Annotated in this window: 22 protein-coding genes and 1 riboswitch; of the genes, 5 read left to right on the top strand and 17 right to left on the bottom strand. The window is 65.9% G+C overall.

Translation table 11 applies throughout. The features are described from left to right. Positions 1–16: 16 nt before the first annotated feature. From xerC to ACZ42P_RS11190, 8 genes are all read right to left on the bottom strand, one after another. Positions 17–925, bottom strand: coding sequence for a tyrosine recombinase XerC (gene xerC / locus ACZ42P_RS11225; protein WP_464897626.1), 909 nt, complete (start codon positions 923–925; stop codon positions 17–19). Beyond that, the gene (locus ACZ42P_RS11220; protein WP_464897625.1) at positions 912–1,580 is read right to left on the bottom strand and encodes a DUF484 family protein; all 669 of its coding nucleotides are present in this window, start codon (positions 1,578–1,580) and stop codon (positions 912–914) included. Before ACZ42P_RS11220 ends, xerC begins: the two co-directional genes overlap by 14 nt. A gap of 64 nt (positions 1,581–1,644) precedes the next feature. Continuing rightward, on the bottom strand, positions 1,645–2,475 hold the full coding sequence (gene dapF / locus ACZ42P_RS11215) for a diaminopimelate epimerase (RefSeq protein ID WP_464897624.1): 831 nt from the start codon (positions 2,473–2,475) through the stop codon (positions 1,645–1,647). Between the two features lie 2 nt (positions 2,476–2,477). Further along, a complete protein-coding gene (locus ACZ42P_RS11210; protein WP_464897623.1) occupies positions 2,478–3,443 on the bottom strand; it encodes a tetratricopeptide repeat protein in 966 nt (321 codons plus the stop codon). Positions 3,444–3,474: 31 nt separating this feature from the next. Then, positions 3,475–3,888, bottom strand: a complete 414-nt coding sequence (locus tag ACZ42P_RS11205; RefSeq protein WP_464897622.1) for a CoA-binding protein — start codon at positions 3,886–3,888, stop codon at positions 3,475–3,477. After that, positions 3,885–4,559 (bottom strand): class I SAM-dependent methyltransferase, encoded by a 675-nt coding sequence (locus ACZ42P_RS11200; RefSeq protein WP_464897621.1) that lies wholly within the window; start codon positions 4,557–4,559, stop codon positions 3,885–3,887. Before ACZ42P_RS11200 ends, ACZ42P_RS11205 begins: the two co-directional genes overlap by 4 nt. A 9-nt stretch (positions 4,560–4,568) precedes the next feature. Continuing rightward, complete coding sequence (locus tag ACZ42P_RS11195; protein ID WP_464897620.1) at positions 4,569–5,438, bottom strand: LpxL/LpxP family acyltransferase; 870 nt, start codon at positions 5,436–5,438, stop codon at positions 4,569–4,571. Beyond that, the gene (locus ACZ42P_RS11190; protein ID WP_464897619.1) at positions 5,435–6,292 is read right to left on the bottom strand and encodes a lysophospholipid acyltransferase family protein; all 858 of its coding nucleotides are present in this window, start codon (positions 6,290–6,292) and stop codon (positions 5,435–5,437) included. The genes ACZ42P_RS11195 and ACZ42P_RS11190 overlap by 4 nt, the downstream gene beginning before the upstream one ends. Positions 6,293–6,373: 81 nt before the next feature. On the opposite strand from ACZ42P_RS11190, the gene metK reads away from it, so the two are divergent. From metK to metF, 4 genes are all read left to right on the top strand, one after another. Beyond that, on the top strand, positions 6,374–7,534 hold the full coding sequence (metK, locus tag ACZ42P_RS11185; RefSeq protein ID WP_464897618.1) for a methionine adenosyltransferase: 1,161 nt from the start codon (positions 6,374–6,376) through the stop codon (positions 7,532–7,534). A 279-nt stretch (positions 7,535–7,813) separates the two neighbouring features. Continuing rightward, a complete protein-coding gene (locus tag ACZ42P_RS11180) occupies positions 7,814–8,386 on the top strand; it encodes a Uma2 family endonuclease (protein WP_464897617.1) in 573 nt (190 codons plus the stop codon). Between the two features lie 59 nt (positions 8,387–8,445). Beyond that, positions 8,446–8,526, top strand: a riboswitch (S-adenosyl-L-homocysteine riboswitch). A gap of 14 nt (positions 8,527–8,540) precedes the next feature. Next, entirely contained in the window at positions 8,541–9,950 is a 1,410-nt protein-coding gene (gene ahcY / locus ACZ42P_RS11175; protein ID WP_464897616.1) for an adenosylhomocysteinase, read from the top strand. A gap of 58 nt (positions 9,951–10,008) precedes the next feature. Further along, positions 10,009–10,845 (top strand): methylenetetrahydrofolate reductase [NAD(P)H], encoded by an 837-nt coding sequence (gene metF / locus ACZ42P_RS11170; protein WP_464897615.1) that lies wholly within the window; start codon positions 10,009–10,011, stop codon positions 10,843–10,845. Positions 10,846–11,338: 493 nt separating this feature from the next. On the opposite strand, the gene ACZ42P_RS11165 is transcribed toward metF, so the two are convergent. From ACZ42P_RS11165 to ACZ42P_RS11145, 5 genes are all read right to left on the bottom strand, one after another. Further along, positions 11,339–12,259 carry a hypothetical protein gene (locus ACZ42P_RS11165; protein ID WP_464897614.1) on the bottom strand — a complete coding sequence of 307 codons (921 nt, stop codon included), beginning with the start codon at positions 12,257–12,259 and terminating at the stop codon, positions 11,339–11,341. A gap of 148 nt (positions 12,260–12,407) precedes the next feature. Next, on the bottom strand, positions 12,408–13,691 hold the full coding sequence (locus tag ACZ42P_RS11160) for an OmpP1/FadL family transporter (RefSeq protein WP_464897613.1): 1,284 nt from the start codon (positions 13,689–13,691) through the stop codon (positions 12,408–12,410). Positions 13,692–14,121: 430 nt separating this feature from the next. Next, the gene (locus ACZ42P_RS11155; RefSeq protein ID WP_464897612.1) at positions 14,122–14,709 is read right to left on the bottom strand and encodes a superoxide dismutase; all 588 of its coding nucleotides are present in this window, start codon (positions 14,707–14,709) and stop codon (positions 14,122–14,124) included. 327 nt (positions 14,710–15,036) lie between these two features. Further along, the gene (gene secA / locus ACZ42P_RS11150) at positions 15,037–17,754 is read right to left on the bottom strand and encodes a preprotein translocase subunit SecA (RefSeq protein ID WP_464897611.1); all 2,718 of its coding nucleotides are present in this window, start codon (positions 17,752–17,754) and stop codon (positions 15,037–15,039) included. 87 nt (positions 17,755–17,841) lie between these two features. Further along, a complete protein-coding gene (locus ACZ42P_RS11145; RefSeq protein WP_464897610.1) occupies positions 17,842–18,759 on the bottom strand; it encodes a M23 family metallopeptidase in 918 nt (305 codons plus the stop codon). Between ACZ42P_RS11145 and ACZ42P_RS11140 the strand changes: the two genes are divergently transcribed. Then, positions 18,746–19,315: a DciA family protein gene (locus ACZ42P_RS11140; protein WP_464897609.1), complete on the top strand. Its 570-nt coding sequence runs from the start codon at positions 18,746–18,748 to the stop codon at positions 19,313–19,315. The two genes, ACZ42P_RS11145 and ACZ42P_RS11140, sit on opposite strands and share 14 nt — an antisense overlap. Here the strand turns inward: ACZ42P_RS11140 and ACZ42P_RS11135 are convergent. From ACZ42P_RS11135 to ftsA, 4 genes are all read right to left on the bottom strand, one after another. After that, positions 19,262–19,444 carry a hypothetical protein gene (locus tag ACZ42P_RS11135; RefSeq protein ID WP_464897608.1) on the bottom strand — a complete coding sequence of 61 codons (183 nt, stop codon included), beginning with the start codon at positions 19,442–19,444 and terminating at the stop codon, positions 19,262–19,264. The genes ACZ42P_RS11140 and ACZ42P_RS11135 overlap by 54 nt on opposite strands. Before the next feature lie 15 nt (positions 19,445–19,459). Next, positions 19,460–20,371 (bottom strand): UDP-3-O-acyl-N-acetylglucosamine deacetylase, encoded by a 912-nt coding sequence (lpxC, locus tag ACZ42P_RS11130; protein WP_464897607.1) that lies wholly within the window; start codon positions 20,369–20,371, stop codon positions 19,460–19,462. A 98-nt stretch (positions 20,372–20,469) separates the two neighbouring features. Beyond that, positions 20,470–21,636, bottom strand: a complete 1,167-nt coding sequence (gene ftsZ / locus ACZ42P_RS11125; protein WP_464897606.1) for a cell division protein FtsZ — start codon at positions 21,634–21,636, stop codon at positions 20,470–20,472. 104 nt (positions 21,637–21,740) lie between these two features. Continuing rightward, positions 21,741–22,976 (bottom strand): cell division protein FtsA, encoded by a 1,236-nt coding sequence (gene ftsA / locus ACZ42P_RS11120; protein WP_464897605.1) that lies wholly within the window; start codon positions 22,974–22,976, stop codon positions 21,741–21,743. Positions 22,977–23,010: the final 34 nt, after the last annotated feature.

Below are 23,010 nucleotides of genomic sequence, written 5' to 3'. Positions count from 1 at the left end.
CTCCCCCGCCGCGCGCCTAGCCCTTCTTCCTGGCACGCGGGTGGGCGGCGTCGTACACCTGCGCGAGATGCTGCCAGTCGAGATGGGTATAGACCTGGGTGGTGGAGATGTTGGCGTGGCCCAGCATCTCCTGCACTGCGCGCAGATCGCCGCTGGACTGCAACACGTGGGAGGCGAAGGAATGGCGCAGCATGTGGGGATGCACGTGCTGACCCAGACCCAGCCGCTTCGCCCAGTATTCCACGCGTGCCTGCACGGTGCGTGGATGGAGTGCCTGCCCCTGGCGGCTGACGAACAGGGCCGCCACATCCGGCCCCGCCCAAGCGTTTCGCACCGCGAGCCACCGGCTCAGCGCCTCCAGGGCAAAGCGTCCCACCGGCACCACCCGCGTCTTGGCGCCCTTGCCCGTGACCCGCACCTCTCCGCCCGCGAAATCCACGTCCTGCACCTTGAGCCCGGTGAGCTCCGACAGGCGCAGGCCAGAGGAATAGAACAGCTCGAGCATGGCGGCATCACGCAGGGCGATAGGCGTGTCACCCTCCACCTGCATGAGACGGCTGGCCGCATCGGGGGAAAGCACCGCGGGCAGCTTTTTTTCCGCCCTGGGCGCACGCAGGCCGTCGCAGGGATTGCGTGCAAAACCGTGATCCCGGGCAAGCCAGCGGAAAAAGGTGCGCCAGGCGGAAAGCACGCGCGCGGCGGACTTGCCGGCAAGCCCCCGGGCGTGGAGCTGACCCAGAAAGCGCCGGATGTGGTGCACGCTCAGTTCATCGAGCGGCGTCGCCCCTGCCTGCCTGAGCAAAGCTTCCACGTCGCGCCGGTAGGCCGCGACCGTGTGGGGGGAAAGCCGCCGTTCGTGGGCCAGATGGGACAGGAAGCCGGCCAGCAGGGACGCCGCGCCGGCTGGGAGCTCAAGCGGTTTCACCCGGCAGGTAGCGCTTGAGGGCAACGCTGATGAGTTCCCCCAGGCGCTTGAGATACAGCGTGCCCATGCCCTGATAGAAACGCTGGGGGTCTTCGCTCGCCAGCACCAGAAAGCCGAAGGCATGTTCCGCACGCAGGGCCACCATGGCGAAGGACTTGAGGCGGGCACTGTCCTCGCCGAACCAGGTGCCGGTCTCGTACAGGGCGTGCGGCCCACACACGGGATTGGCGAGACTTTCCGCATACACGCGCAGTTCCTTGCTGGTGCCGGAGAATTCGGTGAGGCCCGGATGGCTGTCCATGCCCTCCCACAGGCGCATGGCGACGTGGGGGACGGCGAAATCCTCGCGCAGGTTGTAGTGGATGGCGTGCAGGGTGGATTCCAGGCTGGTGGCCATGAGCAGGGCCAGGCTGAAGCGGTGCACGCGCTCCCCGAGGGCGTCGTTCTCCTCGCCGAACTGGATCAGCTCCCGCAGCTTGGATTCGAGCAGGGCATTCTTGTCGCGCAGGGCCAGCAGCTGGCGTTCCGCGAGGGAAATGGTGCGGCCACCGTGGGGATGGGGGATGTTGATTTCGGTGAGCAGGTGCGCGTGGGTTTCGAAGAATTCCGGATGTTCCCGCAGGTAGCGCGCCACGTCTTCCGCTTCGAGTTTCATCGTGATCCTTTGCGTGTTCCGTCCCTCGGAAATGCCGAGTATAAAGCAAGCCCCTGGTTGCCGTTCAAAGATCGATCTCCCCCTCGAACACCGTCACCGCCGGCCCGGTCATGAACACGTGGTGCCCGTCCCCCGCCCAGCGCACGGTAAGGTCGCCGCCGCGTGTGGTGACGCGCACACGATGGTCGAGCAGCCCGCGGGTGATGCCCGCCACCACCGCCGCGCAGGCGCCCGTGCCGCAGGCCAGGGTCTCGCCCACGCCCCGTTCCCACACCCTGAGCCGGATGTGGTCGCGGCTCACCACTTCCATGAAACCGGCGTTGACGCGGTTGGGGAAACTGGGGTGATGTTCGATGAGAGGCCCATCGTGGGCCACCGGCGCGGTCTCCACCCGATCCACCACCTGCACCGCATGGGGATTGCCCATGGACAGCACCGACACCTCGATGATCTTCGCCCCCACGCTCAGGAGATAGGTGACGGCCCGCTTGTCGGTGAGGAAGGGGATGTCCTCCGGTTCGAAGCGGGGCATCCCCATGTCCACCGTGACCTGGCCGTCCTCCTCCAGGCGCGGCACGATGATGCCCGCGCGGGTCTCGACGCGGATCTGCTTCTTCTGCGTGAGACCCTTGTCGTGCACGAAACGCACGAAGCAGCGCGCGCCGTTGCCGCACTGTTCCACCTCGCCGCCGTCGGCATTGAAGATGCGGTAACGGAAGTCGGCATCCGCCACGGTGGGCCGCTCCACCAGCAGGATCTGGTCGCAGCCCACGCCGAAATGCCGGTCGGCGAGGAAGCGGCACTGCTCGCGGGAAAGCTTCACGTCCTGGTGGATGGCGTCGAACACGACGAAATCGTTGCCCAGGCCGTGCATTTTGGTGAAGCGCAGGTGCATGGCTAATCCGTGGTGGCTGGCGCGACGCCGAAGCCGGCCGGGGCTTCCAGCCGGACGTCGTCGGAAAACAGGGTGAAATACAGTATAGCGGGCGCACTGCCTGCATACTGGACTTCGTAGCGGTCGAGAAAGCCCTTGCCGCGCGCCGCGTCTGGATGGTTGAAGAAACAGCAGGGCCCGAGGCTGCGGTAATGCACCAGCTCGCCCCGCGGGCCGCGCAGGGCGTTGAGATAGGCCCACTGGGCCCCATAATCGCGTCCCGCACGGATGGGGTTGTCCCGTGTGCCGTAGCTCGGGTCGCTGCTCACGCCGGCAAGCCGCGCGGTGCCCGCGGCGAGATGCCGCCGCAGTTCGCGCAGCTCCAGGGCGCGGTCCGGTGTGTCCGGCCACGCCAGCAGTGCCAGGAAACGCTGGGCCCGCCCATGGCCCTGAAGCGCCGCCTGCTGGAACCAGCTGCGGGCTTCCGCCTCGTCGGCCGGCAGGCCACGCCCGTCGAGCAGCAGGCGCGCCAGGAAATACTGGGCCTCGGCATGTCCCTGCGCGGCGGCGCGGCGCATCCAGTGGGCCGCCTGCGCAAAGTCCCGGTGGGCTTCCGTGCGGATGTAATGCAGTCCCAGATGGAAACAGGCTTCGGCCTGACCGCTCTCCGCCGCGCGCCGAAACCAGTGGAGCGCCCGTTCCTGATCCCGGCCTTCGCCTTCGGCCTCGTAGAGTTGCGCAAGGGCGATCTGCGCCGGCACGTGACCCGCTTCGGCCGCGCGCGCAAGCCAAACCAGGGCTTCCCCCCGGTCCGCCACCACCCCCGCGCCCTTGCGGTACATTTCCCCCAACACATACTCCGCCTCGGGCACCCCCTGCTCCGCCAGCGGCGCGAGCAGGAGAAAAGCCTGGGCATAGTCGCGCGCCTGATAGGCCGCCTGGCCCTGGGCGAGATCGTCGCCGCGCGCCGCCCCGACACCGAGGCCCAATGCCGCCGCAGTGAGTGCGAGAACGGGGCCTCTACAGATTCGCCACATAGTCCTTGTACAGGCAGCGGTCCATCACCACGGTGATGCCGGCTTCCACCGCCCGCCGGGCGGCCGCCTCGTTGACGATGCCCTCCTGGATCCAGAGGGCCGGGATCTTCAGACGGATGCACTCGTCCACGATGGCATCCAAATGTTCGGCAGCCCGGAACACGTCCACCAGATCGATGGGTTCGGGCACGTCCGACAGGCGGGCATAGGCCTTCTCGCCCAGGATCTCGGCCACGCCCGGGCGCACCGGGATGATGCGGTAGCCGAAGCCCTGCATGGCACGCGCCACCTGATAGCTGGGCCGGTCGGGCTTGGGTGACAGGCCCACCACGGCAATGGTCTTCACCCGCCCAAGCAGATCGCGGATCACCTCCGGCGGCGGATTGACGAAACTCATGGCGCGTCCTTTCCCTCGGGCAGCCGGCCCCAGGCCAGCAGATGGCGGTCGCTCACCGCCTCCACCCGGAAATGGCCCAGGCCCGCCGCGGCGAGCTGGGCCGCCACTTCCCGGGGCTGATAGGCGGCCAGCAGCGAATTGAAGAAATCCCGGCGCAGCACCGCCGGCGCCTCCGCGGCGTGGCAGGCGACCAGACGCTCCGCCTCGGCGATGGAAGAAGGCCGCATGAGATCCATCACCAGCACGCATGCACCGGGCCGTCCGGCCATGCGGACGGTGTCCCACAAAACCGCCGGGTCGGCCAGATGATGGAGCAGGCTGTTGGAGATCACGGCATCGTAGCCGCCGGCGACGGCTGCGGGCAGGCGCCGCAGGACGAGCTCGATGCGTCCCGCGAGATCCTCGGCCGCAAGCCGTCGGCGCGCGAACTCCAGCATGGGCGCGCTGCCGTCGAGGGCGGTGATGTGCGTGTCGGGGAAGGCGCGGGCGAAACGCACGGTGACATCCGCCGGTCCGCAGCCCAGGTCGAGCACGCGGCCACCCCGGAAATCGGGAAAGCGCGCGCGGAAATGCTCCACGAAGGCCTGGTGGGGTTCGGAGAAATCGGCCTCGGCGTAGGCCCGCGCCTGCTCCAGGTCGTCCATCAGTTCCGGTTCCGGTGTGCGTTCCATGACGACTCCTCAATAGAGACGCGGCTCGCCGGGCGGTCGGGTCTTGAAGCGCTTGTGCAGCCAGAAATACTGCTCCGGCATTTCCCGCACGCGGTCCTCGATGAAGGCATTCATGCGCCGGGTGTCCGCTTCCACATCATCAGTCGGGAAATTTTCCCATGCCGGATGGAAACGCAGCACGTAGCCCTGCCCGCCCGGCAGCTGCCGGGTGACCACGGGCACGACCACGGCGTGCCCGAGCTTCGCCAGGCGCGACAGTCCCGTAATGGTGGCCGCGCGCGCCCCAAAGAAGGGAACGAAGATGGAATCCCGCGGACCGAAGTCCATGTCCGGCAGATAGTAAAAGGGCACGCCCTGTCGGATCACCTTCACCACCTCGCGCACGCCATCCTGGCGCGAGAACAGGCGCTGCTCGTTGAAGCGCGTACGGCCGCGCAGCAGCAGCCGGTCGAATACCGGATTCTTCTGGGCGCTGTACATCGAGGCGGCATTCGCCTCCAGCGCAAGCCGCGTCCCGCCCATGTCCAGTCCCACGAAGTGGGGCGCGAACCAGATGACCGGCCGGCCGCGCACCGCCTGCCAGTGTGCCACGCCTTCCATGCGCACCAGACGCCGGATGCGCCGGGCCGACGACCACCAGAGTATGCCCCGCTCCAGGACGCTGCGGCCGAAGGCACGGAAATGCCGGCGCACCAGCTTTTCCCGCTCGGCGCGCGTAAGCTCGGGAAAGCACAGCCCGATGTTGATGCGCGCCACCCGCCGGCGCTCCCGCCCCAGCCCGTAGAACAGAAGCCCCAGAGCCTGGCCGAGGGGATTGAGCAGCTCCAGGGGCAGGAAGTGCAGCAGCCAGACGGCGAAGATGCCAAGACGGGCGATCATGCGGCGGGCCCCGCGCCGCGCGGACGCTTGTAGCGGTTGTAACTCCACAGATACTGGCCGGGACATTCGCGCACCAGACCCTCGATGACTTCGTTGAGCAGACGGGCATCGTGCGCGGGCTCACCGGTGAAGGGCGACGGCAGGGGACGCAGCGTCAGGTGATAGCCCCGTCCCCGGGGCAGCCGGCGTGCCACCGCGAGCAGCACCGCTGCGCCCGTCCTGGCGGCAAGACGGCCCACCAGCGTCATGGTGTAGGCGGGACGCCCGAAGAAGGGCGCCCACACGCCCTCGCCCGCGGCAGGGACCTGATCCGGCAGCAGACCCACCGCCTCGCCGCGCCGCAGGGCGGCCAGCAGCCTGCGCACGCCCGTGACATCGGTGGGCGCAAGCCTCAGCCCCCCCCGGGCGCGCCCGCTTTCCATCACTCCACTCAGCCAGCGCAGTTTCGGCGGACGGTAGAGCACGGTGAGCGGCATGCGCTGGGCAGCGTAGAGGGCGGCCACTTCGAAGCAGCCCAGATGGGGTGTGAGGAAAATGATGCCGCGTCCCGCCGCCTGCGCCGCCTCCACCAGGGCCCAGCCGTCACAGGCACGCACCAGTGCCGCCACTTCCGGCAAGGGGCGGCCCCAGATCACGGGCAGTTCCGCGACGGCCCTGCCCCCATGGGCGATCACGGCATGACGCAGGCGGCGCAGCGCGCGGGCATCGGGCGCCACACCGCTGGCCGCGAGGTTGTCCCGCAGCCGGCGGCGATAGGTGGGTGAAACGGCATAGACGAGCCAGCCCAGCAGCACACCCAGCCCATGCAGGAGCGTCAGGGGCACACGCGCGGCCAGCCGCATCAGCACGGCCATGGCCGAAACGCGCCTTTGGGGAGCCGGGGCAATGTGATATCCTGCTGAATTCTGACGAACTTCCAGAGAAGAAGCCGCAAAATGAGCGATTTCCTGTTCACTTCCGAATCGGTGTCCGAAGGTCATCCGGACAAGGTGGCCGACCAGATTTCCGACGCGATTCTGGATGCGATCTTAACCCAGGACCCCCATTCCCGCGTAGCCTGCGAGACCCTCGTCACCACCAATCTGTGCGTGGTGGCGGGCGAGATCACGACCGGCGCGGTGCTCGACTACAGCCAGATCGCGCGCGAGACCATCAAGCGCATCGGCTATGACGATCCGGCCATCGGTTTCGATTACGAGACCGCGGCGGTGCTCACCACCATCCACAAACAGTCCCAGGACATCGCCATCGGCGTGAACGAAGGGGAAGGCCTGTTCCTGGACCAGGGTGCCGGCGACCAGGGCCTCATGTTCGGCTTCGCCTGCGACGAAACGCCCCAGCTCATGCCCATGCCCATCTACTACGCCCACCGTCTGATGGAGCGTCAGGCCGAGCTGCGCAAGGACGGACGGCTGCCCTGGCTGCGTCCGGACGCCAAATCCCAAGTCACCATCCGCTACGTGGACGGCAGGCCCAGCACCGTGGACACCGTGGTGATCTCCACCCAGCACCATCCCGAAGTGTCCCATGCCGTGCTCACCGAGGCGGTCATCGAGGAAATCGTCAAGCCGGTCATACCCGAGGTGATGCGCCGGGATACGCGCTATCTGGTAAACCCCACCGGCCGTTTCGTCATCGGCGGGCCCCACGGGGACACCGGTCTCACCGGGCGCAAGATCATCGTGGATACCTATGGCGGCGCAGCCCCCCATGGCGGCGGCGCCTTCTCCGGCAAGGACCCGTCCAAGGTGGACCGCTCCGCGGCCTATGCCGCGCGCTACGTGGCCAAGAACATCGTTGCCGCGGGACTCGCCCGCAAATGCCAGGTCCAGGTGGCCTATGCCATCGGCGTGGCCAAACCCGTGTCGCTGATGGTCAATACCTACGGCACCGGCAGGATTCCCGACGAGCGTATCGTCAAGCTGATCGAGAAACATTTCGACCTGCGCCCCAAGGGGATCATCCAGACCCTCGACCTGTTGCGGCCCATCTACACCCGCACCGCCACCTACGGCCACTTCGGGCGCGACGAACCGGAGTTCACGTGGGAAAATACCGACAAGGCCGAGGCGCTGCGCGCGGACGCGGGACTGTAGCCGCTCCCGCATGCCCCCTTCATGGGGGAACATGGGGATGCGGGTGTGGGAGGCGCTTCAGCAGCGACCGAAGGCACTGATGGGGCTTACCGCGGCTGAAGCCGCTGCCCCAGGCTTGGCCCCTGCCGTGGGAGGCGCTTCAGCAGCGACCGAAGGCACTGATGGGGCTTACCGCGGCTGAAGCCGCTGCCCCAGGCTTGGCCCCTGCCGTGGGAGGCGCTTCAGCGGCGACCCCTGGCCCCCCTATAAGGTAAAGACCTGACCCCGAATGGAGTAGGGATGCAGACGGTTCAACGCCGCCTCCTCGATGAGGCAGAGTATCTGGCCCTGGAAGCCGGAAGCACCCAGCGGCATGAGTATGTCGCCGGGGAGGTCTATGCCATGGCCGGCGGCAGCCAGCGGCACAACCGCATCGCCCTGAACCTTGCGGCGACCCTCCTCGGCCGGCTGGCCGGGAAGCCCTGCCAGGTCTTCATGAGCGATGTGAAACTCCACGTCGCCGCTGCCGATGCCTATTACTACCCGGATGTCATGGTCACCTGCAGCGAGGCCCCCGTGGCCGCGGGTGAGGCACTGGTGGTGGAAGCGCCCGTGCTGGTGGTGGAGGTGCTTTCCACGGCCACCGAGACCATCGACCGCCGGGAGAAGCTCGCGGCCTATCGCAAGCTCGCGAGCCTCCAGGAGTACGCCCTGGTGAGCCAGGACCGGCGGCAGGTGGAGATCTATCGCCGGCAGGGCGACATCGGCTGGCTCTACGTGACCTTCGAACCCGGCGATACGGTGTGCTTCGAGTCGGTGGGCGTCTCGCTCGCCATGGACGAACTCTACGCCGGGACGGATGTCTCCGCGTGAGCGCAGCCACGGTGATCCCGTCCCGATCCGCAGGCGCATGCACGCAAAGCTTTCCATCGCCCGCCGAGGGGCGCTGCGACCCGCCACAGGGCGGGCCAGGCTCGGCCGGGCATTTCATTGAACAACGGCGCCCGTTCATTTTCAGGAGACCGTAATGAACGCACCTGCCAACTTCAGCGATTTCAAGGTGGCCGATCTCTCCCTGGCCGACTGGGGCCGCAAGGAGATCGCCATCGCGGAAAGCGAGATGCCCGCCCTCATGGCGATCCGCGAGGAATACGCCGCAAGCCAGCCCCTTAGGGGCGCGCGCATTTCCGGCAGCCTGCACATGACCATCCAGACCGCGGTGCTGATCGAAACCCTCACCGCCCTGGGTGCCCAGGTGCGCTGGGCTTCCTGCAACATCTTCTCCACCCAGGACCACGCCGCAGCCGCCATTGCCGCGCGCGGCATTCCCGTCTTCGCCTACAAGGGCGAGTCCCTGGAAGACTACTGGCAGTTCACCCACCGCATTTTCGAATGGCCCGATGGCGGCTACTCAAACATGATCCTGGACGACGGCGGCGACGCCACGCTGCTTCTGCATCTGGGCACGCGCGCCGAGCAGGACCCCGCCGTGCTGGACCACCCCACCAGCGAGGAGGAGCGCATCCTCTTCGCCACCATCCGCGAGCGGCTCAAGCAGGACCCCACCTGGTACTCCACGCGCATCAGGCACATCAGGGGTGTGACCGAGGAGACCACCACCGGCGTGCACCGTCTCTATCAGATGCACGCCCGGGGGGAGCTCAAGTTTCCCGCCATCAACGTCAACGACTCGGTCACCAAGAGCAAGTTCGACAACCTGTACGGCTGCCGCGAATCTCTGGTGGACGGCATCAAGCGCGCCACCGACGTGATGATCGCCGGCAAGATCGCCGTGGTGTGCGGCTATGGGGACGTGGGCAAGGGTTCGGCGCAGGCCCTGCGCGCGCTCTCGGCGCAGGTGTGGGTGACCGAGATCGATCCCATCTGCGCCCTCCAGGCGGCGATGGAAGGCTACCGCGTGGTGACCATGGACTACGCCTGCGACAAGGCCGACATCTTCGTCACCGCCACCGGCAACTACCATGTGATCACCCACGACCACATGGTGAAGATGAAGCACAACGCCATCGTGTGCAACATCGGCCATTTCGACAACGAGATCGACGTGGCCAGCCTGGAGAAATACCAGTGGGAGGAAATCAAGCCCCAGGTGGATCACGTGATCTTCCCCGATGGCAAGCGCATCATCCTGCTGGCCAAGGGCCGTCTGGTGAACCTGGGCTGCGCCACGGGCCATCCCAGCTACGTCATGAGCTCGTCCTTTGCCAACCAGACCCTGGCCCAGATCGAGCTCTTCAACCACACGGACAAATATCCGGTCGGCGTCTATACCCTGCCCAAGCACCTCGATGAAAAAGTCGCGCGGCTGCAACTCAAGAAGCTGAACGCGGAACTCACGGTGCTCACCCCGGAACAGGCGGCCTACATCGGCGTGCCCATCGAAGGCCCCTACAAGCCCGAGCACTACCGTTACTGACCGTTCCCCAACCGCAACCACGCAGGGGCGCCGTGCGCCCCTGCGTCGGGGTACCGCCATGGCGACCTCACGCAATTTCAGCTTCGAATTCTTTCCGCCCAAGACACCGGAAGGTGTGGAGAAACTGCGCGCCACACGCAGGCAGCTCGCCCAGCTGCGGCCCGCATTCTTCTCCGTCACCTTCGGGGCGGGCGGCTCCACCCGCGACCGCACCCTGGAAACGGTGCTGGAAATCCAGGCGGAGGGCTACAATGCCGCACCCCATCTGTCCTGCATTGGCTCCACCCGGGAAAGCATCCGGGAGGTACTCGCCACCTACAAGGCCCACGGCATCCGTCACATCGTCGCCCTGCGCGGCGATCTACCCTCCGGCATGGCCGATCCGGGCGAGTTCCACTACGCCAACGAGCTGGTGGAATTCATCCGCCGGGAAACCGGGGACTGGTTCCACATCGAAGTGGCCGCCTATCCCGAGTTCCACCCCCAGGCGAAAAGCGCGCGCGACGATCTCCTCAACTTCAAGCGCAAGGTGGAAGCGGGCGCGAACGCGGCCATCACGCAGTACTTCTACAATGCCGATGCCTACTTCCGTTTCGTGGAGGACTGCGAGGCGCTGGGGGTCACCATTCCCATCGTCCCGGGCATCATGCCCATCACCAACTACGCCCAGCTCGCCCGCTTCTCCGATGCCTGCGGGGCGGAAATCCCGCGCTGGATCCGCAAGCGTCTGGAAGGCATGGCCGACGACCTGGACCAGATCCGGGCCTTCGGACTGGACGTGGTCACCGACCTGTGCGACCGGCTGCTCCAGGGCGGCGCACCCGGCCTGCACTTCTACACCCTCAACCAGGCCGGCCCCACCTCCACCATCTGGCAGCGGCTGGGCTTGAGCTGAGCCCGGCCGGCGGCGAAAGCGTCTTTGGCCGGAAGGCGGGCTGTCGGGCGCGGCGACGCCGCTGGCAGCAGCTGAATCTGTGCGGGCAAGTGCAGGGGTGAAGGCAGTTGCAGGTGGGAGCGTCTTCAGCCGCGATGAGCCTGGGAGCGCCGAAGCTCGCCGCTAAAGCGCCTCCCACCCTCCCCAGTGATGGGAGAGGCTTCTGGAGGCAACCAGGCCCCTGTTGAGGGCAGCCAAACCTGGGGAGGCAAATGAACCGGTGGGAGCGGCTTGACCCGCGATGAGGCTGCCGGCGGCAAGCCTCGCCGCGACAGTGCTTCCCGCATTCACCCCCACCCCAGCCCTCCCCCATCCAGGGGGAGGCGGTCCTTTGGCGGCGCGGAGCCCAGCGGGGGAGTGGTCAGACTGGTGGGAGCGGCTTCAGCCGCGACACTCCCGGCAGTGAGGGAGTGGCCGCTCGAGCGCCCCCACTCCCTTCAGGAGAGAGGGACCATCACCAGCTGGATTTTTCCTCTTCCTTGCCGCCCGCGGCCTGCACCAGCGCCTTGCGGATGGCTTCCGGGCTCTTCATGATGTTCATGAAGCTGTTCTTGCCCATCATGGAAAGGTCCGGGAAGCTGATGGCGATGCGGAAGCGGGCATAGAGCGCATAGGCCTTGTTGCCCGAAACCAGGATCTCGTAGGGCAGGTGCGCCGCGGACTTCACGTCCTTGAAGTCGATCTCGGACATGATGTACTTGTCGTCCATGTACTTGTCCGCCTCGGTCTTGCCCTTCATCGCCACGCCGAACACGGTTTCCTTCTTGCCCGGGATGTCGATACGGTAGACCTTGGTCACACCCGCCACACCCTTGGCCAGGTTTTCCTCCACCGTCTTCACCCCCTCCTCGTAGCTTTTGTATTCCGCAAGCTCCGAGGGCTCGTCGAACTTCTCCATGCCGAACATGTAGTTGTACTTGCGCAGCTTGGCCGCGGTGAGCCCCTTGGCGCCGAAGGTGTCCACCTTGCCCAGGGCCTTTTCCAGCGCCGCGGCCACGCCGGGCAGGTCGTTCTTCATCCGGTAGGCGTTGGCCCAGTAGGGCGGGTTGGTGTAGGACACCTGCACCTCGTCACCCGCCTTCACCACCGCCACGCGCATGGCCGCCCCGAAGCCGCCATGCTCGCTTTGCGCGGCCGTGCGTTTGAGCTCGTCATTGGTGACGGCAATGATGGTGGTGCCGGCATAGGGCGTGTAGCTGCCCACCACCTGGAAGCCGTTGGCGGTGAGGGCCTTCTTCACCTCCTCCACCTTGGCCGCCTGGTCGCCCGGTCCCTTGTAGGCCAGGACGAAGGGTTTGAGCAGGTCGTCGGCCAGCGCCATGCTGGCCATCACGGCCAGGCAGAGCACGGCAAACCATTGGGCAATGCGTTTCATGCTGGGGTCTCCTCTCGTTGCAGGCCGCCTGCAGGCGGCTTCGTGTGGAAGGGACCGGCCGTTTCTGGTCCGAAACGACCGGCCCCGGCCAAAAAAAAGCTGAAAGTCTGGGCAACTTTCAGCTTTCGTGAACCGGCGCCGGCGGGCGTCAGAACTTCATCCCGTAGGCCACGCCGAAGCTGTCCTCGTACATGCGGTTGCTGACACCTGCGCTGAAACCGGTCCCGGTGACGGTATTCTTGAAGGCATGCATGTAGGCGAAGGAAAGCTCGCCGCCATTGGCCAGCCGGTAGGTGGCCCCGAGGGTCAGGTGATCCGTGACCACGCCAGGAGCAAGGACGTTGAAGAAGGTTTGGCTGGACGCGTAGGGTTCGTCGGTGGTGCTGTAGCCCGCGCGCAGGGTCAGGTTCTTGTTGACGTCATAGGACGCGCCCAGCTTGTACACCGTGATGTCCTCCCAACCGAAGCCCGCACCATTATCGCTGCCGAGCAAACAGGTCATCGTCATGGCGCAATCCATCTTGTTGGCGATGGCTTTAATACCGCCATAGTTGATGCGCTGGACGTCACCCGCGATTGTAAGCTGGGGCGTGGCCTTCCAGGCAAAGCCGATGCCGTAGTTCTCGGGAATGTCGAAATCCCCCTGCTCGGCGAACAGGCCCTTGTACTTGTCGAATTTCTGCATCCAGGTGCGGGACTGGTAGGCCACACCCACGCTGAAGGTGGGGGTCAGCTGCCCCGTCCAGCCCAGGCCGATGCCGTAACCCCAGGAATCATCGTACCCCTTGTTCGTTACGTTGTCCGGAGACGAGGAGGCGTTCATTGGCGCCGGGAAAGCAAAATTTTGCAGGCCATAAGCCTTGAAGCGCTGGTAGGCAATCTTGAGACTCACGCCCACCGCGTGGTTCTCGTTCAACTTCATGGACAGGGTGGGGGAAATGAACAGCTGCATGAGGTCCACCCCAGCATTGCCGGTGCCAAAAATTCCATTAGGCGGGCACATCCCATTGCACCCCAATCCAGCTGTACCCGAGTTAAGCTTGCCGTAGTCCGTATTCATGCCCCCATTGCCGTACACCGACACCCCCAGGGACATGTTGTTGGAGATCATCTGGTTGTAGCCAAACTCGGGGATGAAAAAGTTCTCGGTGTCGTTGGCATCATAGGTACCGTTACCGAGGGGAAACCCGCTAAGCGTGCTTTCCCGCTGGGGACGGAAGTAGTCGAGGCCCACATCCCAGCGGCTGCCCACCAGCACCATGTTGGCGGGGTTGGTGGCGGCGGCGAGGGCGTCCTGGCCCAGCGCGTAGCCCACGCCGGCCATGCCCTTGGACTTGATGCCGTAGCCATGGGAGAAGTAACCGTTGGTGGCGAAGGCGGGCGCCATCACGCCGGCCAGCACCAGCGCGCCTGCGAGAGCACGAAGCTTCATTTGTTTTCCTCCTTGGGAGCGGTTGTTGATCAATTGGATACTGCGAACAACGCCTTGCGTCGCTGGGCCGATCATACACAAGGGTTCGGGCGTGGCAAAGCTTTCTGGTAGAAATTGACCAGGGTTTTCATCCGGCTGTTGCAAAAATGCAACAAATTAGGCCGCCTGGGGGAGGCGGGCATGGTCCCCAGGATACTCACCCCCACCCCAGGCCTCCCCCCTCGAGGGGGAAGGAGACCGCTGGCGGAAGTCCATGTCTGTGGGAGCGGCTTCAGCCGCGACAGGCCGCGCAAACGCCTCCGACAGCCCCACCCAGCCCCCCCTCAAAGGGAGGGGGTCAGTGGGAGCGGCTTCAGCCGCGATCTGCCCGACAGCGCCGGTTGCCGGTGCAGGCTTCCGGGGGCCGCCCTCGCCGCCCTGCGGCCGCACATCAGGCGGCGAAGTTGGCCTCGGCGAAGGACCAGTTGGCCAGGTGCTCGAGGAAGGTTTCCACGAACTTGGGCCGGGCGTTGCGATAGTCGATGTAGTAGGCGTGTTCCCACACGTCCACGGTGAGCAGGGGTTTGTCCGCCGTGGTGAGGGGTGTGCCGGCGTTGCTGGTGTTGACGATGTCCACCGAGCCGTCCGGCTTCTTCACGAGCCAGGTCCAGCCGGAGCCGAAATTGCCCACGGCGCTTGCCTGGAAGGCCTTCTTGAATTCATCGAAGGACCCCCACTTCTTCTCGATGGCCTGGAGCAGTGCGCCGCCGGGCTTGCCGCCGCCGTTGGGCTTCATGCTGTTCCAGAAGAAGGTGTGGTTCCATACCTGGGCGGCGTTGTTGAAGATGCCGCCGGCGGGCGCGGTGCGGATGATGTCCTCGAGGCTCTTGTTCTCGAACTCCGTGCCCTTGATCAGGTTGTTGAGGTTGGTCACATAGGCCTGGTGGTGCTTGCCATAGTGATATTCGAAGGTTTCCGCGCTCATGTGGGGCGCGAGGGCATCCTTGGCGTAGGGAAGCGGAGGAAGTTGGTGTTCCATCTTGAGACTCTCCTGCTTGCGTTGATGATTGGGAGGGCGAGATTGTATGCGGTGCGGCGGCATCGGGCAATGTTGACAAATTCGCTCGAATATTGCCCGGCCCGAATCGCGGCTGAAGCCGCTCCCGCCCACCCCAGCCCTCCCCCATCGAGGGGGAGGGATTCAGGCGGGAACAGCTTGAGCTGCGTCATGCCCATCAGCGCCCGCGGTCGCCGCTGAAGCGCCTCCCACCGCGGCGCCGCCTGTGTGGGAGCGGCTTCAGCCGCGACAGGACTGTCAAGCCCCTGGCGCGAAGCGCGGGCGCTGTCCCGGCCGGCGCGCCGCGCTTCAGGTCAGTCTGCCGTGGCAGTGCTTGTATTTCTTGCCCGAGCCGCAGGGGCAGGGGTCGTTGCGGCCGATCTTTTCGCCGGCCCGCACGAAGGGGGCCGGGGCGGCCGCCGCGGGCTGGGCGCCCTGCCCCAGCACCTCGTCGTAGTCGGCATGGTGGTACTGGACATTCGCGGGGGCGGCGTGGCTGTCCACCACCTGGACTTCCTCGGCGCTGCGGATCTGCACGGAGAGGGTGATGCGGGTGACTTCGTGCTTGATGGTGTCCAGCATGTAGGAGAACAGCTCGAAGGCCTCGCGCTTGTATTCCTGCTTGGGCTGTTTCTGGGCATAGGAACGGAGATGGATGCCTTGGCGCAGGTGATCCAGGGCCGCGAGGTGCTCGCGCCAGTGGGTATCCAGACTCTGCAGCATGATGCCGCGCTCGAAATGGTGCATGGCCTCGCGGCCCACCGCATCGACCTTGGCCTGGTAATGGGCATGGGCAGTTTCCAGGATGCGCGCGAGCAAACCCTCCGCATCGAGCCTGCTGTCCTCCTCGAGCCAGCGGCGCGCGGGCACCTCCAGGGTGAACTCGGCCTTGAGTACCTTTTCCAGGCCGGCCACGTCCCACTGTTCCTCCACGCTCTCCGGCGGCAGGTGCTGGTAGAAGATGCTCCGGATCACGTCTTCGCGCATGGCGCGGATGGTGTCCGAAATGTCCTCCGCCTCGAGCAGGGCGTTGCGCTGTTCGTAAATGACCTTGCGCTGGTCGTTGGCGACGTCGTCGTACTCCAGCAGCTGCTTGCGGATGTCGAAGTTGCGGGCCTCCACCTTGCGCTGGGCGTTCTCGATGGCGCGCGTCACCCAGGGATGCTCGATGGCCTCACCCTCCGGCATGTTGAGCCGCTGCATGATGGCGGCCACGCGGTCGGAAGCGAAGATCTTGAGCAGGGGATCTTCCAGGGAGAGGTAGAAGCGGCTGGAGCCCGGGTCGCCCTGGCGCCCGGCCCGGCCGCGCAGCTGGTTGTCCACCCGGCGCGACTCGTGACGCTCGGTGCCGATGATGTGCAGCCCGCCCTGCTCGATCACGAAGTCGTGCTGCTTCTGCCATTCCGCGCGGATGGCGTTGATGCGCTCTTCCTTCTGGGCCTCGGTGAGGGTGTCGTCGCTGAGGACCGCGTCGATTTCCGGCTGGGGATTGCCGCCCAGCACGATGTCGGTGCCGCGACCCGCCATGTTGGTGGCGATGGTGATCATGCCGGGCTTGCCCGCCTGGGCCACGATCTGGGCCTCGCGCGCGTGATGCTTGGCGTTGAGCACCTGGTGCGGCAGCTTCTCCTTCTTGAGCAGCCCCGACAGATACTCGTTGACCTCGATGGAGGTGGTACCCACCAGCACCGGCTGACCACGGGTGTGACAGTCGCGGATGTCGGCGATCACCGCACGGTATTTCTCAGCCGCCGTGCGATAGACGAGATCCAGGTAATCCTTGCGGATCATGGGCCGGTGGGTGGGGATCACCACCGTTTCCAGGCCATAGATTTGCTGGAACTCGTACGCCTCGGTATCCGCGGTGCCGGTCATGCCCGCCAGCTTCTCGTACATGCGGAAGTAGTTCTGGAATGTGATGGAGGCCAGGGTCTGGTTTTCCTTCTGGATGGGAACCCCTTCCTTGGCTTCCACCGCCTGGTGCAGGCCGTCGGACCAGCGCCGTCCCGGCATGAGCCGGCCCGTGAACTCGTCGACGATGATGACTTCGTTGTTCTGCACCACGTAGTGCTGGTCGCGGTGATACAAAGCATGGGCCCGCAGGGCCGCGTAGAGGTGGTGCATCAGGGCGATGTTGGCGGGCTCGTAGAGACTGGTCCCGGGTGGCAGGAGCCCCGCCTCGGTGAGCAGACGCTCGGCCTTCTCGTGCCCCGCCTCGGTGAGGATCACCTGATGCGCCTTGAGATCGACGCTGTAATCGCCGGGGCCGTTTTCCTCTTCCTGCTTCACCAGTTTGGGCACCAGGGCATTGACGCGCACGTAGAGTTCCGTGTTGTCATCGGCCTGGCCGGAAATGATGAGCGGCGTGCGGGCCTCGTCGATCAGGATGGAGTCCACCTCGTCCACGATGGCGTAATGAAGCCCCCGCTGCACCCGGTCGCCGGGGCTGTAAACCATGTTGTCGCGCAGGTAGTCGAAGCCGAACTCGTTGTTGGTGCCGTAGGTGATGTCGGCGGCGTAGGCGGCCTGCTTCGCCGCGTGATCCATCTGGGAAAGATTGACGCCGACGGACAGGCCCAGGAAGCGGTGGATGCGTCCCATCCACTCCGCATCGCGCTGGGCCAGGTAGTCGTTGACGGTCACGATGTGCACGCCCTTGCCGGTGAGGGCATTGAGATAGGCCGGCAGAGTGGCGACCAGGGTTTTGCCCTCGCCGGTGCGCATTTCGGCGATCTTGTTTTGGTGCAGCACCATGCCGCCGATGAGCTGCACGTCGAAGTGGCGCATGTTGAGCACGCGCCGCCCGGCCTCGCGCACCACGGCGAAGGCTTCCGGCAGCAGGCTGTCCAGGGATTCGCCATTGGCCACGCGCTGCTTGAATTCCGCGGTCTTGCCCGCCAGCTCCTGGTCGGACAGGGCCTGCATTTTCGGCTCGAGGTCGTTGATGACGCGCACCACCTGGGTGTATTGCCGGATCAGCCGCTCATTGCGACTGCCGAAGATTTTTTTCAGCAAACCAGCGATCATGGTGTGATTTCTCGTGCCTGAACGTGAAACGAGGTGCAGCCGGACTCCGGCTGCACCTCGGCGGACATCGCCTGCAGGGGGATGGACTCAGCCTGCCGGCTGCAGATAACGGGTCGGGTTCTGCGGAACGCCGCGATTGAGGACTTCAAAGTGGAGATGGGGTCCGGTGGAACGGCCGGTGTTGCCGACCTCGCCGATCTTCTGACCGCGCAACACCACGTCGCCTTCCCTGACCAGACGCTTCGAAGCGTGGGCGTACCGGCTGACGAGCCCGTTGCCGTGGTCGATCTCGATCATATTACCATAGCCGGGATGGTAATCCGAATACACGACCACGCCCCCGGCCGCGGCCAGGATCGGGGCCCCCACCGGCGCCATGAAGTCCACCCCCTCGTGCATGGCGCGCAGACCGGTGAAGGGATCGATGCGCCAGCCGAAGTTGGAGGTAAAGAAACCGCCGGGCACCGGCGGCGCGCTGGGCAGCGCACTCTGACGCACCCGTTCGCGGCTCAGCAGGGACTCCATCACGGCCAGCCGTTCCGCCCGGTCGTCCAGCTGGCGGGAGAGCTTGTCGAGCTCAGCGGCAAACTCGTCCAGGGAGACCGCCTGCCCGGGCAAACTGGAAGGATTGCCGCCCTGACCGGGCTTGCGGTCGAACTGGAATTCTTCCCGGCGCAGCCCGGCCAGGCGCGCGAGCCGCTCACCCAAAGCGTCCAGACGCAGCATCTGGGCCTGCATCTCGCCCACCTTGATCGCCATGGCGTTGAGGCTTTGCTGCAGATGGAGCCGGTTCCTTTCCGCCTCGGTCTGCTGGGCGGAGAGAATCAGCTTCTGCACGAAGGGAACGGGCACATCGTCCAGGTGAAACAGCATGAGCCAGGCGATCAGGCTGGAGAGCAGGATGATGCTCCCCAGCATCCCTGCCAGAAGCAGCCCCGTGCCGCAGCGTCCGAGGCAGATGGTGCGGCTGCGCGTCAGCCGGTCGGACACGATGATGATGTTCATGAGCGCATCCTCCATGCGGGCCGGGCTGCCCCAACGGGCGTGCCACGGCGCTGGACCTGAACAGATGACGGCCCGAAAGCTCTCCGGCTTTTTGAGCGAGCCGACATCCGGTCTTGGCCGCCTCACGCGCGAGGCGAGGCGGCTCATGACCCTCCAGCAGGTTTGGGAAGCGATCGCGCCGCCGGGGCTGGCGCGTTTTTCAAGGGTCGGCCCGGTAAAGGATGGCGTCCTGACCCTGTATGCCGATAACGGCGCAGCCGCCGCGAAACTGAGGCCGCAGCTGCCCCGCCTGTTGTCGAGTTTTCGTCAGCGGGGGCATGACCTTACTGCAATCCGGGTGGAAGTGCAAGTGACCATGCCGTCAGGCCGGACACGCAGAAAGAGGCCGCCCCCCCGCATCCCGCCCGCAGGGCTCGCCGAAATCGAAGCGCTGGAACGCCAACTGGCGCCGTCTCCACTCAAGCAGGCACTCACCAACCTGCTGCGCCACCAGCGTCAGGCGCTAGCGCAGGATCAGCCGGCCCAGGGTCATCAGGCCGAGGATGACCACCAGTAGCACCAGGGAGAACTTGAAGAGCTGCCAGGCGAAGCGGAACCAGCGCGCGTCGCGCATGACCAGGCCGAGCAGCAGGGCGCCGGCCAGGGCCAGGCCGGCAAGGATGAGATAGAGACGCAGGAGGAACACCGGGCCTGCCGGCCCTCAGGCCGGCTGGGCAGCGAGGCGCTGGAAGGCGGCCGGCGCCTCTTCCCCGCGCGCGAAGCGCACGTATTCCCAGGCGCTGCGGTCGGCCGCGAGCGCCCGGCAGAGCCGGTTGTTCAGGGCGTGGCCGGACTTGTGGCCGGTGAAGGCGCCGATCAGGGGGTGTCCCAGCAGGTAGAGATCGCCGATGGCGTCCAGCGCCTTGTGTTTCACCAGCTCGTCGTCGTAGCGCAGGCCCTCCGCGTTGAGCACCCGGAACTCGTCCATCACCACGGCGTTGTCCAGGCTGCCGCCCAGGGCCAGGCCGCTGCTGCGCAGGGCCTCCACCTCGTGCATGAAGCCGAAGGTGCGCGCCCGGGCGACCTCGCGCACGAAGGACGTGTCCGCGAAATCCACCGTGACCTGCCGTCCCTCCTCGAACACGGGGTGGGCGAAATCGACGCTCAGGGTGACGCGAAAGCCGTTGTAGGGCGCGAGCCGCACCCATTTGTCCCCGTCCCGGACCTCCACCGTCTTCAGCACCCGGATGAAGGTCTTGGGGGCAGGCTGCTCTTCGATGCCGGCGGACTGGATGAGGAACACGAAGGGGCCGGCGGAACCGTCCATGATGGGCACTTCCGCGGCATCCAGTTCCACATAGACGTTGTCGATGCCCAGCCCGGCAAAGGCGGCCATGAGATGCTCCACGGTCATCACCTTGGCGCCCTGGGCCTCCAGCGCGGAACACAGGCGGGTGTCGCTCACCAGAAAGGGATCGGCCTTGATCGCCGGTGCCGCCGGCAGGTCCACACGCCGGAACACGATGCCGGTGTCCGCCGGCGCGGGACGCAGGGTCATCTGCACCTTGCGGCCGGTATGCAAACCGACGCCGGTGGCGCGGATGAGGGTCTTGAGAGTACGTTGCTTGAGCACGGCCGCCTTCCGTGGCGCAGGGCCATAAAAACGTCGAATTCTAGCATGGCCGCCCCGGCGCAGTCCGCCGGGGCGGTGCCATGACGCCTTGGCGGCGTTCAGTCCGCCTGCTTGCGCAGAAAGGCCGGGATGTCGAGCAGATCCACGCCGCTCGCCTTCATGGCCTCCACGGTGGCGTCCCGGCGCCGGCGCAGCACCGCGGGCTGATCCAGCGCGCCGTAGTCCACCGCATCCGCCGCCATGGCCGCAGGTACCGGGTCGGTGCCGGTGCGCACCACCTGGATCTGGGGCTTGGGCTGCTTGGCCACCGAGGGCATGCCCAGGCCGGTGGCAACCACGGTTACGCGCAGATCGTCCGCCATGTTCTCGTCGAACACCGCGCCGAAGATGACCGTCGCGTCCTCCGCGGTGAACTCCCGGATGGTGTTCATCACCTCGTGGATCTCCTTCATCTTCAGCGACTGGTTGGCGGTGATGTTGACCAGAACGCCGCGGGCGCCGTGCAGGTTGACGTCCTCCAGAAGCGGGCTCTTCACCGCCTGCTCGGCGGCCAGCCGCGCGCGCTGGGCGCCCTGGGCCCGCGCCGAACCCATCATGGCCATGCCCATTTCGCTCATCACCGTGCGCACGTCGGCGAAGTCCACGTTGACCAGGCCGGGCGAGCTGATCACTTCGGCGATGCCGGCCACCGCGCCGTGCAGCACGTCATTGGCGGAGCGGAAGGCATCCAGCACCGAGACGTCGTCGCCCAGCACCTGCATGAGCTTCTCGTTGGGAATGATGATGAGCGAGTCCACGTTGTGGGACAGGGCTTCGATGCCCTGCTGGGCGATCTTCAGACGCCGGCCCTCGAACATGAAGGGCTTGGTCACCACCGCCACGGTGAGGATGCCCAGCTCCTTGGCCACTTCCGCCACCACCGGCGCCGCGCCGGTGCCGGTGCCGCCGCCCATGCCCGCGGTGATGAACAGCATGTCCGCGCCGTCGATGGCCTCGGCGATGGCTTCCCGATCCTCCAGCGCCGCCTCGCGGCCGATCTCGGGGTTGGCGCCCGCCCCGAGTCCCTTGGTGATGGAGGCGCCGATCTGCAGCTTGGAAGTCGCGCGGCTCTTGGCCAGAGCCTGGGCGTCGGTGTTGGCGGCGATGAATTCCACGCCGGACAGACCGCTTTCGATCATGTGGTCCACGGCGTTGCCGCCGCAACCGCCCACGCCGATGACTTTGATGACCGCATCCTGGGATTGACTATCGATAATTTCAAACATGCTCACCTCCTCAAACGTTAGCCTGGACAAGACACTGGAACCCGAATCACCCCGCCCTCACGGCGGCCGACAGCGTTTCTTCATGGCCATCCCCTTCCCTTTCTTCAGAAGCCCTGGAACCAGGCCTTCATGCGTTCGAAAATCTGCTGCAGCGACGAGCTCTGCAGGCGCGCGAGCTGGTGCCGCTGGTATTGCTCCAGTCCGGCCAGCAGCAGGCCCACCCCGGTGGCGTAGCGCGGATTGCGCACCACTTCCTGCAGGCCTCCCACGTACTGGGGTGTACCCAGACGCACCGGCATGTGGAACACTTCCTCGCCCAGCTCCACCATGCCCTGCATCAGGCTGGAGCCGCCGGTGAGCACGATGCCCGAGGAAATCAGGTCCTCGAAGCCGCTGCGCCGGAGCTCCGCCTGCACCAGGGAATAGAGTTCCTCCACGCGCGGCTCGATCACCTCGGCCAGGGTCTGGCGCGACAGCTGGCGCGCGCCGCGCTCGCCCACGCTGGGCACGTCCACCATCTCGGTGGGGCTGGCCAGCTGGCGCAGGGCGCAGCCATGGGCGCGCTTGAGGTCCTCGGCCTCCTTGGTGGGGGTGCGCAGGGCCATGGCGATGTCGTTGGTGATCTGGTCGCCGGCAATGGGAATCACCGCCGTATGCTGGATGGCACCGTGGGTGAACACGGCGATGTCGCTGGTGCCGCCGCCAATGTCCAGCAGGCACACGCCCAGTTCCTTTTCGTCCTCGGACAGCACCGCCATGCTCGATGCCAGCGGCTGCAGGATGAGATCGCGCACCTCGAGGCCGGTGCGCTTGACGCACTTGATGATGTTCTGCGCGGCGGACACCGCGCCGGTGACGATGTGAACCTTGGCCTCCAGGCGTACGCCACTCATGCCCAGGGGCTCGCGCACGCCCTCCTGGCCGTCGATGATGAATTCCTGGGTGAGGATGTGCAGGATCTGCTGGTCCATGGGGATGTTCACCGCGCGCGCGGTTTCGATCACCCGGTCCACGTCGGCCTGGGTCACCTCCTTGTCCTTGATGGCCACCATCCCGTGGGAATTGAGGCTCTTGATGTGACTGCCGGCGATGCCGGTATAGACCTCGCGGATCTTGCAGTCCGCCATCAGCTCCGCATCCTCCAGGGCGCGCTGGATGGAATTCACGGTGGAATCGATGTTCACCACCACGCCTTTCTTGAGCCCGCGCGAGGGGGCTTCGCCCAGCCCCACCACTTCCAGCCGGCCCTCCGGCAGCACTTCCGCCACCAGCGCCACCACCTTGGAGGTGCCGATGTCCAATCCCACGATCAGGTTTTTCTGTTCCTTCCCCTTGGCCATCCCTGTGCCTTCTCCGTAACTCGTTGTGTGCCGC

The organism is Thiobacter subterraneus, assembly GCF_055379455.1.
This window is presented reverse-complemented; position numbering and strand designations above follow the sequence as displayed.